14 protein-coding genes are annotated in these 15,743 nt (G+C 52.0%); 8 read left to right on the top strand and 6 right to left on the bottom strand.

Annotated elements, in window-relative coordinates:
• Positions 1–13: 13 nt before the first annotated feature.
• From WFP70_RS19445 to WFP70_RS19430, 4 genes are all read left to right on the top strand, one after another.
• Positions 14–1,111, top strand: coding sequence for an ABC transporter substrate-binding protein (locus tag WFP70_RS19445; RefSeq protein WP_337024133.1), 1,098 nt, complete (start codon positions 14–16; stop codon positions 1,109–1,111).
• Between the two features lie 46 nt (positions 1,112–1,157).
• On the top strand, positions 1,158–2,873 hold the full coding sequence (locus tag WFP70_RS19440; RefSeq protein WP_337024132.1) for an ABC transporter ATP-binding protein/permease: 1,716 nt from the start codon (positions 1,158–1,160) through the stop codon (positions 2,871–2,873).
• Entirely contained in the window at positions 2,870–4,615 is a 1,746-nt protein-coding gene (locus tag WFP70_RS19435; protein WP_337024131.1) for an ABC transporter ATP-binding protein, read from the top strand. The genes WFP70_RS19440 and WFP70_RS19435 overlap by 4 nt, the downstream gene beginning before the upstream one ends.
• A gap of 210 nt (positions 4,616–4,825) precedes the next feature.
• Positions 4,826–5,671, top strand: coding sequence for a sugar phosphate isomerase/epimerase family protein (locus tag WFP70_RS19430; protein WP_442956360.1), 846 nt, complete (start codon positions 4,826–4,828; stop codon positions 5,669–5,671).
• A gap of 4 nt (positions 5,672–5,675) precedes the next feature.
• Here the strand turns inward: WFP70_RS19430 and WFP70_RS19425 are convergent, their stop codons facing one another.
• From WFP70_RS19425 to WFP70_RS19410, 4 genes are all read right to left on the bottom strand, one after another.
• Positions 5,676–6,656 (bottom strand): LacI family DNA-binding transcriptional regulator, encoded by a 981-nt coding sequence (locus WFP70_RS19425; protein WP_337024130.1) that lies wholly within the window; start codon positions 6,654–6,656, stop codon positions 5,676–5,678.
• A 119-nt stretch (positions 6,657–6,775) separates the two neighbouring features.
• Positions 6,776–7,927 (bottom strand): Gfo/Idh/MocA family protein, encoded by a 1,152-nt coding sequence (locus WFP70_RS19420; protein WP_337024129.1) that lies wholly within the window; start codon positions 7,925–7,927, stop codon positions 6,776–6,778.
• Positions 7,924–8,988, bottom strand: a complete 1,065-nt coding sequence (locus WFP70_RS19415) for a sugar phosphate isomerase/epimerase family protein (RefSeq protein ID WP_337024128.1) — start codon at positions 8,986–8,988, stop codon at positions 7,924–7,926. Before WFP70_RS19415 ends, WFP70_RS19420 begins: the two co-directional genes overlap by 4 nt.
• A 27-nt stretch (positions 8,989–9,015) precedes the next feature.
• Positions 9,016–10,245, bottom strand: coding sequence for an MFS transporter (locus WFP70_RS19410; protein ID WP_337024127.1), 1,230 nt, complete (start codon positions 10,243–10,245; stop codon positions 9,016–9,018).
• Between the two features lie 439 nt (positions 10,246–10,684).
• On the opposite strand from WFP70_RS19410, the gene WFP70_RS19405 reads away from it, so the two are divergent.
• The 3 genes from WFP70_RS19405 to WFP70_RS19395 all read left to right on the top strand — a co-directional run bounded on the left by WFP70_RS19405 (position 10,685) and on the right by WFP70_RS19395 (position 13,279).
• On the top strand, positions 10,685–11,041 hold the full coding sequence (locus WFP70_RS19405) for a helix-turn-helix domain-containing protein (RefSeq protein ID WP_337024126.1): 357 nt from the start codon (positions 10,685–10,687) through the stop codon (positions 11,039–11,041).
• A 58-nt stretch (positions 11,042–11,099) separates the two neighbouring features.
• Positions 11,100–12,296: a type II toxin-antitoxin system HipA family toxin gene (locus WFP70_RS19400; protein ID WP_337024125.1), complete on the top strand. Its 1,197-nt coding sequence runs from the start codon at positions 11,100–11,102 to the stop codon at positions 12,294–12,296.
• A gap of 584 nt (positions 12,297–12,880) precedes the next feature.
• Positions 12,881–13,279: an H-NS family histone-like protein gene (locus tag WFP70_RS19395; RefSeq protein WP_045816870.1), complete on the top strand. Its 399-nt coding sequence runs from the start codon at positions 12,881–12,883 to the stop codon at positions 13,277–13,279.
• 372 nt (positions 13,280–13,651) lie between these two features.
• On the opposite strand, the gene WFP70_RS19390 is transcribed toward WFP70_RS19395, so the two are convergent.
• Positions 13,652–14,734: a hypothetical protein gene (locus WFP70_RS19390; protein ID WP_337024124.1), complete on the bottom strand. Its 1,083-nt coding sequence runs from the start codon at positions 14,732–14,734 to the stop codon at positions 13,652–13,654.
• Positions 14,735–15,208: 474 nt separating this feature from the next.
• Here WFP70_RS19390 and WFP70_RS19385 point away from each other — a divergent pair, with 474 nt between their 5' ends.
• Positions 15,209–15,409 carry a hypothetical protein gene (locus WFP70_RS19385; RefSeq protein WP_337024123.1) on the top strand — a complete coding sequence of 67 codons (201 nt, stop codon included), beginning with the start codon at positions 15,209–15,211 and terminating at the stop codon, positions 15,407–15,409.
• Positions 15,410–15,435: 26 nt separating this feature from the next.
• Here WFP70_RS19385 and WFP70_RS19380 read toward each other — a convergent pair whose 3' ends face one another.
• On the bottom strand, positions 15,436–15,699 hold the full coding sequence (locus WFP70_RS19380; protein WP_337024122.1) for a biofilm development regulator YmgB/AriR family protein: 264 nt from the start codon (positions 15,697–15,699) through the stop codon (positions 15,436–15,438).
• Positions 15,700–15,743: the final 44 nt, after the last annotated feature.

Here is a 15,743-nt window from a genome sequence, read left to right as displayed (position 1 = left end):
TAAGGAAAACATCATGATGAGAAAATCCAACCTGATAATGTGGCTGTGCGCACTCTGCCTGATGTGCAGTGCTTCTTCAGCGTGGGCAACGATTACAGTCACCGATATGCTGCAGCGTCAAGTGACTCTGCCTGAACCAGCAAAACGCGTGGTGCTGGGAGAGAGTCGCCACATCATTACGCTGGCGCTGCTGGAGAAAGATCCTTTCCATAATCTGGTGGGCTGGGGAGACGATCTCCAGCGCTACTCACCGGCTACCTGGGAGGCGATAAAAAAACAGTATCCCGCGGCCAGCCACATACCGGTGCTGGGCACCATGAACAGCGGTACCTTTTCAATGGAGGCGACAATCGCGGCTAAACCGGATCTGGTGATCTTCACCCTGTATGGACCGATTCCACCGGGACTCGATGCTCTGGATGCGGCCCACATCCCCTATGTGTTTGTTGATTTCTTCCGCAAACCGCTGGTGAACACCGTGCCAAGCCTGAAGATGCTCGGTCAGTTACTCGGTCAGGAGGCGCAGGCCGATCAGGTGATCGCGTTCTGGCAACAGCATATGGATGAGGTTGCAAAACGCCTGGCGAATGTCAGCACGCGTCCCTCGGTATTTTTCCATCTCAATCCGGGTAAAGGCGATTGCTGCTTTACCTCGGGACCCAGCAATATGAGCGATTTCATTGCTGCGGCAGGTGGACATAACATTGGCGCCGACATGCTGAGCGCGCCAATCGGCAAACTGAACCCTGAATACATCCTGTCACGTAACCCTGATTTTTATCTGATGGGCGGTGGCTCTGCCGTGAGCCGCGACGGATTAAAAATCGGCACCGGAGCCGATGCAAAGCAGGTCGTCCAGAGCAGTCAGCACCTCCTGACCGCGCCAGAAATCGCCCATTTACCGGCGGTGAAAGCCGGGCATACGGGTGGCGTCTGGTTATTCTTCTTCGACAGCCCGCTCTATTTCGTCGGGATCGAGGCCATGGCGAAAATGTTTCATCCCGCGCTGTTTGCTGATGTGCACCCTGAGGCGACGCTAAACACCGTAACCAGCCAGTGGTTGTCGGTGCCGCTAAAGGGCACATTCTGGACGGCACTACCTGCGCAATAAGCACTGCAGGGCAGCGCTGTTTGGCGCTACCCTCGGGGAAACCACGATGAAATCACCCTCGAAGCTTCTGACGGCGCAGATCCTTCCTGCGCTAACACTCAACCTGCTGTCAGGCATCTTGATTACCGTAAGCTACCTGCTACAGGCACTGCTGTTTACGCAATCGATCATGGCGCTGAATGCATCTACATCGACTACGCTCATGATGCTGCTTGTGATGCTGGCGGGAAATGCACTGCTCAGGGCCGTGTTGATGGGTTTCAGGGCCATGCAAACCGAGCAGTTAGCTGCAAATGTGCGCACCCGTTTGCGTCTGCAGCTGTTTCGCCCTCTGCTGACACCTGGCTTTGATATCATGCAACACCATTCAGCGGCAAAATTACAGGCCACGCTGGTTGAGGGCGTGGAAGTGATGGAAGGATTTTACAGCCGCTATCTGCCCGCACTGCTACTGGCTTTACTCAGCGGTGCCGTCACGGTGATCACCCTGGCCAGTTTCGACCTGCTCTCAGGCGCCATAATGCTGCTCTTTTTGGTGGCCTGCCCGGTGATGGATCATCTGTTTATGCGTCAGCAACGTCGGCATATTGTGGGTGTATTTGCCGCCATGCAGCAGTTTGCAGAGGATTTTATGGATGCGCTACGCGGCATGCTGACACTCAAAGCCTGTAATGCTGTGCCACGCTTTCGCGCCAAAATAGCAGACCACGCGGCATCACTCCGCCGCGAATCCATGACAGCCCTGCGAGTGACGATGATGCGTGGCGGTATCACTCGCTTCGTATCGCTACTCGGTACTTCCGGGCTTCTTATCATCAACGCCTGGCGCACCATGCAGGGTACTGTGGATCCCGCCCTGTTGCTATTGACGCTGTTTATCACCTGGGAGGCGTTTCGCCCTATCCTTCAGCTGGAAACGGTATTCCATACCTTGTGGGCCGCGCAGGAGATGCGCCCGGCAATGCAGGAATTGGCCGCCTCCACTGCCACCCTCCACGACCCTGACTTTCCCCACCCGATGCCAGCTGGCAACACGCTGCATTTAAAGGCGATCACTTATCGCTGGCCAGGCCAGCATCAGCCGCTTTTCAACAACCTGACGCTGACCATTGCAGAGAATCGCCACACCGCCTTTATCGGACCTTCAGGGTCGGGCAAGAGCACGCTGTTTCAGCTGATCACCCGATTTATCGCACCGCAATCAGGCGCGATTTTTTTGGGGGATGAGCCGATCAGTGAGCTTTCGATTGCCGCATTTCGCCGTCGTATCAGCTGGGTGTCGCAGCAGGTTTTCTTGATTGACGGCACCCTGGCTGAAAATTTACGGCTGGGCCGCCCTGACGTCACTGAAGCGGAAATCTGGCAGGCATTGCAGCAGGCGCAACTGGCAGAATGGGTTCAATCACTGCCTCAGCGCCTGAATACACTGGTGGGTGAAAATGGCGGGCTGTTGTCCGGCGGGCAGCGGCAACGACTGGCTATCGCGCGCGCACTACTCAAACAGTCCCCCATTCTCATTCTGGATGAAATCACCTCGAATCTTGATGTGGTCAACGAGGCAGCCATCCAACGGGTCATCTCATCGCTCAGCGGTCATTGCACACTCATTAGCATTGCACATCGGCTGAAAACCATTGCGCAAGCCGATCACATCGTGGTGCTGCAGGACGGTGACATCATCGAACAGGGTTCACCCGCCCGTCTGAGGTTTGAAAACGGCTATTACGCTTCGCTGCTTCAATCGCAGGAGACAATCCTTTGAACACCAACACGCCTCCCGTTGCCCCATCACTTTGGCGAGCGCTGCTTTCGCCCCTCAGGGCACATCAGTCTCGGCTCTTCTCCACACTGGCAGCAGGGATCGTAGCGCAATGCACAACCTTCACCTGCATGATTATCGCGGGCTGGATCTGCACCCTGGTGCTCAGCGGTTCATCGCCCGATACCTTGTGGTTCTTCACCGCTGTTCTGGCCTTCTGCGTGGTGCTGACCGCCCTGGCCCGCTGGGCTCTGGCGTGGTTATCACATGACCTGGCCTTCGCACTGATTGAAACGCTGCAAATGAGCATCTTTGATGGCATCGCACGCGCTTCGCCTGGACGTTCACATAAGCAACGTATGGGGGACATCGCGGCGACAGCCACCAGCGATGCCGAGCTGATGGAGCGTTTTTATGCGCACATGCTGGTGGACTACCTCACCGCGTTTCTGATGCCTGGGAATGCCCTCGTAATATTGCTGTTCGTGAGCCCCTGGCTGTGTGTGATTTTTTTTCCTTGTGTGTTGATGATTGTCCTGGCGCCGTTGTTCTCGGCGCGATGGGCGAAAAAACAGGGAAAAGCCGTCGCAGAAAGCAAAAGCGTGTTAAACAGCCATATTGCCGAACTCGCACAGGGCTGGAGAGACATTCAGATGTTTGGTGCTGAAGGTCGCTACAGCATGACGTTGCAGCAGGCCAACGCCAGATTAAACAACGCACAACGCAAATACGGGGCGCGTAACGGACTGGAGCAGGGATTGCGGGATGGCCTGATGGCGCTTTCACTGATTGCACTGCTTGTGGCCAGTCTTAACTCCTCTCATGACGCAGGACTGTCGCTCGCCTGGCTGCCGTTTATCCTCAGTATCGGCGCCGCGGCAATCGTTCCTCTGCTGGAAGTTTTGCAGGTCGGCGGGCAATGGGGCGCATTGAGAGCCAGTGCCGAGCGCATCTTTTTACTCCAGCAGTTACCTGAACAGGTTCATGACGGCCTGGCGTCAATAAATCCTCAGGGGCATCGACTGCAATTTAACAACGTCAGTTTTTGTTACCCGCAAAGCGATACCCCAGTGCTGAATAACCTGAGCTTCACCATTGAACCGGGAGAAAGAGTGGCCATCGCGGGTATGTCAGGCAGCGGTAAGACCACCCTCGCCTATTTATTGCTGCGCTTCTACGATCCGACATCAGGCACGCTGTCACTCAATGGCACAGACCTGTCGGCATTTAGCCTGAAGACGTTGCGACAGCAGATTGCCTGGGTATCGCAGGAGAGTTGGCTGTTTAACGATACCATTGAGAACAACATTCGCCTGGGCCGCCCCGATGCCACCTTTAGCCAGATTGAACAGGCAGCGAAATCCGCCTGTGCGAATGAATTCATCTGCAAATTGCCACAGGGCTATCAAACCATCTGCACTAAAGGAGGCGAAAACTTGTCGGGAGGCCAGCGTCAGCGTATCGCTTTGGCACGAGCTTTAGTCAGTGACGCACCGGTGATAATACTGGATGAAGTCTCTGCCGGTTTAGATGGGGAAAATGAGCGCATGATCCTTGCCGCCCTTGAGTCTCTTCCTAAAACCTGCACCCTTATTATGATCGCGCATCGTATCCCGATGCTCAAATCCGCCGAACGCATTCTGCTGCTCGCCAACGGACGAATCGCAGCAGCGGGCAGCTTTGATGCGTTAACCGCTGAAGGCACATCTCTTTCAGCATTGCTGGAGAATCAACATACAAAGTAAGCACTCGCCTATCGTTTGCTGTAAGGTTCAGTTGCACGTACACCCTCATGATGACGCTGGTGACGCCTCAAAATCTGGCGTCACCATTCTCTTTGAATTTGATCACCCCATAATCTGAACACAGATCACAAAATCGGTACGCATAATTTTGTAATCGATTACTTTAAGTTAATTTGTAATCGATTACTTATGATAAGGAGCTGAATTAAGATGAAAAAATTGATGGTGTTGGCCGGGATATTATCCATGGTGAGTGCTGTGACCTCGCAGGCGTCAGCAGCAGGTGTTGAAGATGAAATTGGACTGCAGATGTACACCTTACGTAATGTCGGCACCCCGGCAGAACAGTTCGCCATGGCCCATAAAGCGGGCTTCGAGCACGTTGAGCTGGTAGGCACGCATGGTCTGGCAGCCAAAGAGCTGAAATCCTTGCTGGATAAAAATCACCTGACCGTCACCTCATCCCACGTGCAATTAACGGCACTGGAGAGCGACTACGCACAGACCGTGGCGTTCAATAAAGCGGTGGGTAATCACACCATCGTGGTTCCGTGGATCAAACCGGAAGATCGCCCGGACAGCACCAAAGCATGGATAGACTATGCACAACGCCTGGATAAACTCGGCGCGAAACTGCGTAAAGACGGCATGCAGCTCGCCTATCACAATCATAATTTCGAAATGAAAAAGTACGATGGCGTGACCGCGCTGGAGATCATCTTCAATCATTCACGGGCAGAAAATCTGAAACTGGAGATGGACGCGGCGTGGGTTTCACGCGGCGGTCAGGATCCGGCGCGCCTTTTGAAAGAGTATCCGGGACGGATCTATGCGATTCACGCCAAGGATAATGCGTCGATTGGTATCCGCGACGATGAGATGAATTTTGCGCCGCTGGGCGAAGGCTTGCTGGACTGGAAAACCATTCTCACTGCCGCCAAAGCCAGCGGCGTGAAGTGGTTTATCATCGAGCACGACAAGCCGAAGGATGCCTGGAGCATCATCACCACTTCACATCAGAATCTGCGTGCGGCGCTGGAAAAACTGCCGCATTAAGCGATCAGGCACTGGCGCGCACGATCAGGCGCCAGTCCATCATGACGCGCTCAGTTGGCGATTGCGGGTCGTCAATCTTCTGTAGCAGCAGGCTGAACGCGGTCCGCCCGATATCGCGCGAGGGCTGCGCGATGGTGGTCAAAGGCGGAGAGATCATTTCAGCCAGTTCCGACCCGTCAAAGCCCGCAACAGCGATATCCTGCGGAACCTGATGTCCCGCGGCCTGGATAGCGGCCATCGCCCCGGCAGCCAGCGTGTCGGAGACGGCAAATACCGCATCAGGCTGCGTATCTGCGCTGAGTAACGCTTCCATCGCGCGCTTGCCAGCGTTAAAACTCAGCTCACTCGCGTAACTCACCGCCTGCCATGACAGACCGCATTGTTCCAGCTCCTGCTGATAGCCCTGCTGACGCAGTTGGGCGTACTTATAGCTCAAATCATGATTAATCAGGGCAATACGTTTGCGTCCGCTGGCCACCAGATGCGCCACCAGCTGGCGCGAAGCATGGACATCATCGATGCCCACACAGGAAATATCGCCGGCATCGGCGTATTCGGCACACTGCACCCAGGGCATGTTGCCGATCAGCTGTGTCAGTTCAGTCAGCGTGGTGAAAGCATCCATGGTGATCACCCCATCCACCATTTTGCCTGCCAGCAGTTGCAGACTTGAGCGGGAGCGATTGATGTCCGATCCGGAGTTACACAGCAGAATGCGATAACCATTCTGCTCGGCCTGCTCTTCGATACCTTTCACAATTTCAGCGCAAAACGGGTTGGAGATATCAGAAACCAGCACCAGCACCATGGAGCTCCGCGCGGTGCGCAGCTGACGGGCTAACAGATTTGGCTGGTAGTTGCTGGCTTTAATGGCTTCCAGCACCTTATCCCGGTTTTTATCCTTTACGGTGTCACTGTTATTAAGCACGCGTGACACCGTGGCCACGGAAACACCGGCCAGCTTCGCGATTTTCTGAATGGACATGATGACTCAACTTCCTGCGTCAGTTTCTGAATTGCAGGCTACCATAAATCGACGCGTGACAATAAGTTAGGCAGGGTGGCTTATGCGGAAGATCAGGCGCGCCGGAACGCGCCTGTGTATCAAATGCTGACGTCGACCCAGCGTTGATCGCGATGGCTTTGTACGATTGCCTCAACGATGGCCATCACCTGCGTACCGTCGCTGAAGTCAGCAAAGTGTCGTTCATCTTGCGCCGGCATCTCGCCCTTCTCCACCGCCTGATAAAACTGCTGCATCATGGCGCGAAAAGCATCGGGCCAGCCTTCGATGTGCCCGCCGGGAAAACGGGCACGGGCGGCAACATCGCGGTTCATCAATGTTGCATCGTCCGTCAGGGTTTGATTGGCCTGATGACGATGACCGACCCACAACTGCTGTGGCACTTCCTGATCCCACGCCAGCGAGGCCTGACTGCCGTTCACCTCCATATAGAGGCGATTTTTGCGCCCCGCCGCCACTTGTGACACGCTCAAACAGCCTTTACTGCCATCTTCGAAACGCAGCAGCACAAAGCCCAGATCTTCCGTATTCACCGGACAATCCTGATACTGGGCCTGCTGTGTCTGTGCGCTGAAGGTGGCCTGACCCGCCAGATTGGCTTTGCGAGTGGGCCAGACGATGGCGAGGTCAGCCATCACCGCCACTATCTTGCGGCCAGTGACAAACTGTATGGTGTCGCACCAGTGAGAACCGATATCCGCGACTGCACGCGATGCACCGCCCTTGTCGGCCTCCACACGCCAGTTGTAATCCGTCTCTTCCAGCATCCAGTCCTGTAAGTAGCTGCCCTGAACGGCAAAGGTGCGGCCCGTTTCGCCGCTGCGCACCATGCTCGTGGCTTGCTGCACCATCGCAAACTGTCGGTACACAAAGCTGACCCCGTTGACCACGCCTGCCTGTTCTGCCAGTGCCACTAATTCACGCGCTTCACCCATCGTCATGCAAAGTGGTTTTTCCGAGAACAGGTGCTTACCGGCGAGTAAAACCTGCTTATTGATGGCGGCATGAAGGTGATTGGGCGTGCAATTGTGCACAGCATGCAGGTCTGGATGCTGTAAAAAGGTGACAATGTCACCATAGGCGTGCGGCACGTGCAATTGCGCCGCCTGTGCTTGTGCTTTCTCCAGCGTGGAGTCGCACAGTGCCACAACATTAATATTGCCAAGGCGCCTTAGAGCCTCAATGTGCGCGGGGCCGATAAATCCGCTGCCGATAATCCCGACATTAATCATTTAGGTTCCTCCTTGAGTCCGAGCTGCGCCCGGATACTGCCGCTGTCATCCTGCGCGGCAAAATCATCGAAGGCGCGGCCGGCGACCGGAATGATGTGGCGTTGAATGAACTCAGCCCCTTCCCGTGCGCCGGTTTCTGCATCTTTCAGGCAGCATTCCCACTCCAGTACCGCCCAGCCGTTGAAATCGTACTGCGCCAGTTTGCTGAAGATGCTTTTGAAATCAATCTGCCCGTCGCCTGGCGAACGGAAACGCCCGGCGCGATCGATCCAGTTTTGATAGCCGCCATACACCCCGCTGCGGCCATTGCGCTGATACTCCGCATCTTTGACGTGGAAGGCTTTGATACGCGAATGATAGATATCGATGAACTGCAGGTAATCAATGTGCTGAAGATGCAGATGGCTGGGATCAAACAGGATATTGCAACGAGAATGGTGCTTTACCTGTTCAAGAAAACGCTCAAAGGTGGCGCCATCGTGCAGGTCCTCGCCTGGGTGTAATTCGTAACACACATTCACGCCATGCTGATCATACACATCCAGCACTGGCTGCCAGCGACGGGCGAGTTCCTTAAAGGCCTCATCCAGCAACTGCGGGTTGTGTGGCGGCCACGGGTAGACATAGGGCCAGGCGAGCGAGCCGGAGAAGGTGGCATGGGCAGTCAGCCCCAGCTTGCTGGAGGCGGCGGCGGCATGTTTAACCTGCTCGATCGCCCAGGCCGTGCGCGCTTCCCGCTTGCCGCGTAGGTGTGACGGTGCAAAATTATCGAAAGCGGCATCATGCGCGGGATGCACGGCAATCAACTGCCCTTCCAGATGCGTCGATAACTCGCTGATGCTGAGGCCATACTGCTTCAGCAATCCCAGCACTTCATCGCAGTAAGTCTGGCTGGTGGCTGCGCGTTGCAGATCAAATATCGCCGGGTGATTGCACGGGATCTGCAAGGCCTGAAATCCCAAAGCGGATGCCCATTTCGCCAGTCCGTCCAGTGAATTGAACGGGGCATCAGCGCCGATAAACTGTGAAAGGAAAATGCCCGGACCTTTTAACGTTTTCAAAAAACCACCTCCAGTAACAACAAAAACTCAATCGCGATACTTAAATGTGAACATAAACAACAGGGCAATCACGGCAGCCGCGATCGCCGGAATCCACCAGAATATGCCCCAACTGGCGGCCGATACCTGACCCGCGACCAGATGGTTATACAGCGCACCTGAAATCTGCGATCCCAGCAGCATGCCGATACCGTAGGTGAACATCACAATCATGCTCTGCGCTTGTCCTTTGACTTTGTCTCCCGCAATGCGATCGGTGTAGATGAAGCCGACGACAAAGAAGAAGTCGTAACAGACGCCGTGCAGCAGAATCCCCAGCCAAATCAGCGCGCGTCCCTCCTCGCCCATGCCCATGGCAAACAGTGCATAACGCACAAACCAGGCGCACATGCCGACCAGCAGCATGTATTTCACGCCCAGTCGGCGAAACAGCAGCGGAATCACCAGCATGAAGAAGATTTCAGACATCTGGCCGAAGGACATCAGTGAGCTGACGTTTTCAACACCGGCGTCGGCCAGCCAGGAAGCGGTGTAGGCGTAGTAAGTGCCCAGCGGAATGGAAATCAGCGTGGCGCAGAGCGAAAAAATGAAGAAGTGACGGATTTTCAGCAGGGCAAACGCATCAGCACAGAACAGATCGCGCGGTCTGAATGGCATACCTTTAGCGGGTGCGGGCGTATGCGGCAGCGTGAGGCTGTAGATTGCCAGAGCCACGGAACAAATCGCCGCCACCGTGAAGACGCTGACACTGGAGGCGATCCCCGTGAACCCGATGAACAGGCCAGCGACAATCCAGCCAATGGTGCCGAACACGCGCACTACCGGGAAACTCTTCTCGCTGCTGGCGAGACTGTGGAAGGCAATATTATTGGTCAGTGCCAGCGTGGGCATGTAGCACAGCGTGTAACCGAACAGTAAGCCGATCAGCAGCGCGCCGTTCTCGGCAATCATCGCCTGAGGCACAAACCACAAAATCACTGCACCGGCCAGATGCATCACCGCCAGGACTTTTTGTGAAGGGAAAAATCGGTCCACCAGCATGCCGAGAACAAACGGCGAAAGAATGGAAGCAATCGGGCCCGCCGAGAAAGCATCGCCAATCAGCAAGGACATGTTGTGCTGCGTCATCACCAATCCCAGCGTGACCGACCAACTGCCCCAGATAAAGAACTGAAGAAACATCATCAGTGACAGCCGTGGAACCAGTATGCGCTGTATTGCCTGGTCTTGCGCGGTGCCTTGTGTTGCAGCAACCATATCCAACCCCCAGAAAGTAATCGATTACAAAATGCGAGAAAACAAAAGTAATCGATTACATAATGGAAATCATCGTGGTTGATCACAAATTTTTTACTTAGGTGGAAAGAGAGGATTGATGGCTGGTGTGGGAGGTGGCGTTGATCAAATTAGGACTGAGTCGCATTACGATGAGTTTCTTTGGGTTTTTAAAACACTCGAGCAACTTCAGGCGCAAAACAGGTCAAGCTTGGATCTGAGCGGTTTATTACTTAAGACGGTTTTTATGTGAGGCTGAAATGTAGTGAGCCGCTTTAATAGTGATTTAAAAAGCCCTTAAACAAGATTTTAGCCATTAAAAGGCTTTATAAATACCCTTAACCAACGCCACTACAATTTATACTTTAAAAGCCTTATAATGAGCTCATAATCTTATTTTATGATACCAGGAGGTTTTAAAATGTCTCTTAACCTCTTCAGTGAATCTGAGATGATTGCTGAACTTGGGCAGCGTCTCAAAGCATATCGCCTTAAGCGCAATATGCTGCAGAAAGAATTGGCTGATAACGCCGGGATTTCAGTTTCCGCACTGAAAAAGCTGGAAAATAACGGTAAAGTGACGCTTGAAAACTTTATGAAGGTCGTGTTTGCACTTCGTCTTGAAAGAGAAATGATGAATTTGTTTACGCCACCCGCATTAAGCATTGCGCAGGTTGAAGCGCTCAACGCCCCAGGCCGGCAAAGAGCAACGAAGCGTAGTTCAAAAAAATCAACCCTTTCATCTTCCAAACAAGGGCCCCTTAACCATGAATCCTAGTTTTTCGGCTCTTCAGCGCCTGGAAGTCATGTATGAAGGCTGGGGAGAACAATGGAGCATGGGCGTGCTGGCGGCAGGCAGGCAGCGTGGCGAGTGGCTGTTCGAATATTCCGAGCAAAGTCTTCAGCATGGCATTGAGTTTTCGCCGCTGCTACATCCACTTGCTAACACAACATACGCAAATTTTGAACGTCATCAGGAAGGCATACCGGGCTTTATCGCGGATTCGCTCCCCGACGGTTGGGGACGTTTATTGATGGATCGGCTGTTACGCCGTAACAGTATCGAACCCGCACGTTTGTCCATACTTGATCGGCTGGCAATGCTGGGCAGCAACATCATGGGTGGATTGACCTACCGTCCGGTATTAGATATGCCAGGCCAGCAAGGAAATGCGCAAAATATTGATGATTTGATTGTTCTTGCGCGGGAAATTCAGGTGGAAGTGGCTGGCCTGGATTCCGATATATTACCCGAACTGGTACGTCTGGGCGGTTCACCACATGGAGCACGTCCTAAAGCGTTGCTGGAGTTTAATCCTGCCAGCGGTAGGATGAGCTCTTACCCTGCAGAAGGCTGCGAGCCCTGGTTAATTAAATTCCCTGCCGCACAGGAAGAATCCTGGGTGTGTGCGCTGGAGGAAGTCTATGCACGTATGGCACGGATGTCAGGTATTGATTTTCCGGAAAGCCACTGGTTTGCCTTGGGGAATGGCTTGTCCGCTTTTGGGGTCAAACGCTTTGATCGTATCAATGGCATGCGGATCCCTACTCTGAGCATGGCTGGAGTGCTACAAGCTGATTTTCGGCTGCCGTGCCTTGATTACAGCGATATTCTGCGTGCAACTGCGATGGTGACACGTTCAGTAAAACAGCGTGAGGTTCAGGCCCGTCGTATGGTATTTAACGTCATCATGAACAACCAGGATGATCACGCGAAGAATTTCGCTTTCACACTCAATGAAAATAAAGAGTGGCAAGTCTCACCGGCGTACGACCTGACCTTTCAGAGCGGTCCGGGTGGCCAGCACCAGTCATCTGTAGTGGGTTATGGCAGCAGTATCTCTCGCAATGCATTGCTTAAGGCTGCCAAGTCTGTGGATATTAGCGAGAAAAACCTGAATCTTATTATTGAGGAAGTCAGTGATGTTGCCCGGACATTTGTTCACACCGCCAACGCATTGGGAGATATGATTCCGGCTACGGTCATCAAAGCAATCGATGCGCAAATACAAGCCAATCTTAGAGCGCTTTAACAGCGTAGGATGCGGAATGACATCAATCTGACCGCTCCATGGATTCATGATTGCGCTTTTACACGCATATAAACATCTAGCTTGCTTGATATTCACTGCCAGAAATTTACACGAGTAACCTCTCACCACGCAAAATTGAGCCCCTATCCATTATAGCTATCTTGTAAACCGTTAAGATGATTTGCAGTGACGCATCGTGAGGTTATCTGCACGAGTGAACGCTTTATCCGGTCATTAATTAAGTAGCCATTAACGTTAGCTTCCTCCGCACCGAGGGTCGTGACAATCATTGTGACCGGGTAACATAAGTTTTTCTGCGTCGACATACTTAAAAATATAACCAAACGCTAAAATCACTGATGGTTAAAATAGAGTTCAAAGCGCAATTATCGACTTCTCATCGCATGGCACACCCCGAAATTTTGAGAAATATCTAAAAATTGACACTTTACGGGCTTTATTATTGATATTTGATGTGTTGTACTTCTGCAAAGAGAGTAACATCGATATACTCTTCCTAAATTCGTTATCAACTGCACCACTTAATTTATTTCGTTCAGCGACAAAATATTCAGGAGAAGTTCATGAGTGATTCACTTAAAGCGTTAAACAATATCCGTACGCTTCGCGCGCAGGCACGTGAAGTGCAGCTTGCAGATCTGGAAGAAATGCTGGAAAAGTTCACTGTTGTTGTGTCAGAGCGCCGTGAAGAAAACAACGCCAGCGAAGCCGCCGTGCGTGAAAAAGAAGAGAAACTGGCTAAATATCGTGAACTGCTGCTGCAGGACGGGATCGACCCGAACGAACTGCTGGGCGCATTAACGCCAACGGGTAAGACTCGCGCTAAACGTGCTCCACGTCCGGCTAAATATAAATATACGGAAGAAGGCGTTGAGAAGCACTGGACCGGTCAGGGTCGCACACCCGCTGTGATTAAAGCTGCTGTTGATGCCGGCAAATCTCTCGATGATTTTCTTATCTAATCGGGCTTTCCCCGTTTAATTTGAGTTATCGAACATTTTTGGTGGGTGTTCCGCCCACCAGAACTTAAATACTGATTGATATCTTCGCTCTCTCCCGCTTTCGTGGAATCCCCTTATTAAGATAATGACGGGGTTAACTATCAACTATTGTCATAGTCATGATCAAATCGCCCGTCCCTGACTTTAATAACGCACAATAATGAGTGCGCCGCCTTGAAATTGTTCTGCCTTACTCAGGTTTAGCTCGCTTTAAAACCAGGTTAAATTCCCGATCCGATTCCAGACTGTTATTTTCAAAACCTTATAAAAGCCAATATGTGACTCAATGTGCGGCAGGAGAGTGGTTGATTGCAGCACGAACATACCAACCACTCATTCAACCGGCTTTTGCACTATAAACACTTGATGACCAGCAAACGAAAGTGGCGTCCCCGTCTGAGGCCAATCACCCATCAGACAAAAGCCGTGGTGCACAAATGTCTGCAGCCAGGCTTCACGCGAAAGAGATAACGTGAACGGCAAATTATGCCCTTCTGTTGCCTGCTGCAGCACTGCAGCGGCGGTTATCCACCTCAGCGAGGAATCTTGTGTGGGTTCAACCACAATCAGTACACCTTCGGGTTTTAATGCATGCCAGATGCCCTGGAGCATGGCATCGAGGCCTTGAGTTGTGTGAAGCACGTCGATTGCCAGTACGGCATCGAGTTGTGACGATGGACAACCTGGCCAGTCCCGCAATGGTTGAAGGTCACCATGGTCAGTGCTTGCGTTAATTTCCAGCACCTGTGGACAATCACTTCCCTGCATTGCCGTTTGTAGCAGTGAGGCGGTAATCTGGCCGAGGTAATCCGCCAGCATGCTCTTTTGATGCATCGCTGGATAAAGGGGGCAGCTCTCGTGCGGTGATAATCGGATGGATGCCAACTGGGGATAGCGCATCACCTCACACAGTGAGTGCTGGTCTGCGAATAATGTGTTGAGGAAAGCCTCTCCCTCAACGTGCCAATCGAGACAACGACGCAGACGAATTTTTGCATCGTCGATACGCTGTTCGATGGAAGGCAGACTCGGGGCACAATCGCCAGCAAACCAGCGCTGATCGCGCTGCTCCACAATCCCTTCTTCCTCCAGAATGCCGTGCCATTTTTCCAGCATAAACTGAAAACAGTCGGCAATCCCTGCTCGCTGGCGCGCATCTGCAATCAGCCAACCTTCAGCGGAGATAAAAGAGAGTTCATGCAGCAGTTGCCAGATCATTAACGGTGCCATTGACTCGCTCTCCGTCTGGAAAGCAGCCAGTGAAGCAATCATTTCAGGCGTCGGTAATCGATGCGCAGCCTGATGCCCTGCCCGTTGCCAATCTTCATATTTTGATGAGGCAGTAGTAGCGGGCGAAAAATGGCTGTCCGTCTGTGAGTTCGCTACGCCCTGATGCGCGCTTTTATCTCCATTCATAACCACTCCAACGATCAAATGGGGTGTGAATTCATCACATTCTTTGTAGGGGTAAATTTGGCTTTGCTAATGATGCGTGCAATTTTAAGCCTTAACCCTGTAAATGATAATCATTATTATTCATCGTACAAATAAAATTTATAACACTTCACCCGATCTGTTTGTTGAAAACAAAGTCATGAAGCAACGGGGAAAAGGTGAGTTCATAGTGGAAGGAGGTTTAGATGGGTCAAATGATGGCATCCATTAATCTTTAAGAGAGTGACGATTTTTGCCAGAAATGCATGAATGAGAGACGTTGAGAATAAACTTTATAAGCGCAGCGTAATTAACCAGTAAACTCTTTATTTACAATAGCGTGTGGTGTCAAGTTTCAATTTGAAAATAAGAAATGCTGGAAACACAATTATTTAAGGGTATCGGTAGGGGTTCAGATATGCCACACTGTATTTTTATACAGAACGTGGAGTTACGGTGAAGCATGATGGCCTGATCACACAAGAGATATTGGCGCTGTTAGGGAGCACTGTGTCAACGTTTATTCGGGAAGGTTTAGCTTTAGAGCCGCACGAGATTTCACAAGCCCTGCAAAAACTCAAAGATAATGAAGCGGATTCAGTTTTAAAGGAGAAATACGAAACGCTTATCCGCTTAATTTCTAAAATGATGCACTGATTCATGCTCGCTATAAAAATCAGGCATCAATCATCCGGAGTGACACCCACCACAATTTCAAGGGTCTGGCGCAAGATGAGGGCTTCCGAATCATCCTGAGCGGATTCAAGTGCTCGAATTAAACTGATGATAATGGCTTTGTTCGTTATCTGTCCTTCAGATGCCAGCACATTACGGATGATGACACCTAAAACTGTCGCCTCATCTTTCAAACCCGGTCCCGCATTGCGGAAACGTTCAGCCAGTTCCTGATCGGCAAGCGCAGAAAAAATGTCTTCTGAAATATGCATGATTTGATTCCGAGCTTTAAGTTGTCATGGATTAAACACGATTA

This window comes from Pantoea sp. USMM079, from assembly GCF_037153115.1.
Taxonomy (GTDB): Bacteria; Pseudomonadota; Gammaproteobacteria; order Enterobacterales; family Enterobacteriaceae; genus Pantoea; species Pantoea communis.
Note: the sequence above shows the minus strand (reverse complement) of the source record. Positions and strands in the feature narration are given on the sequence as shown.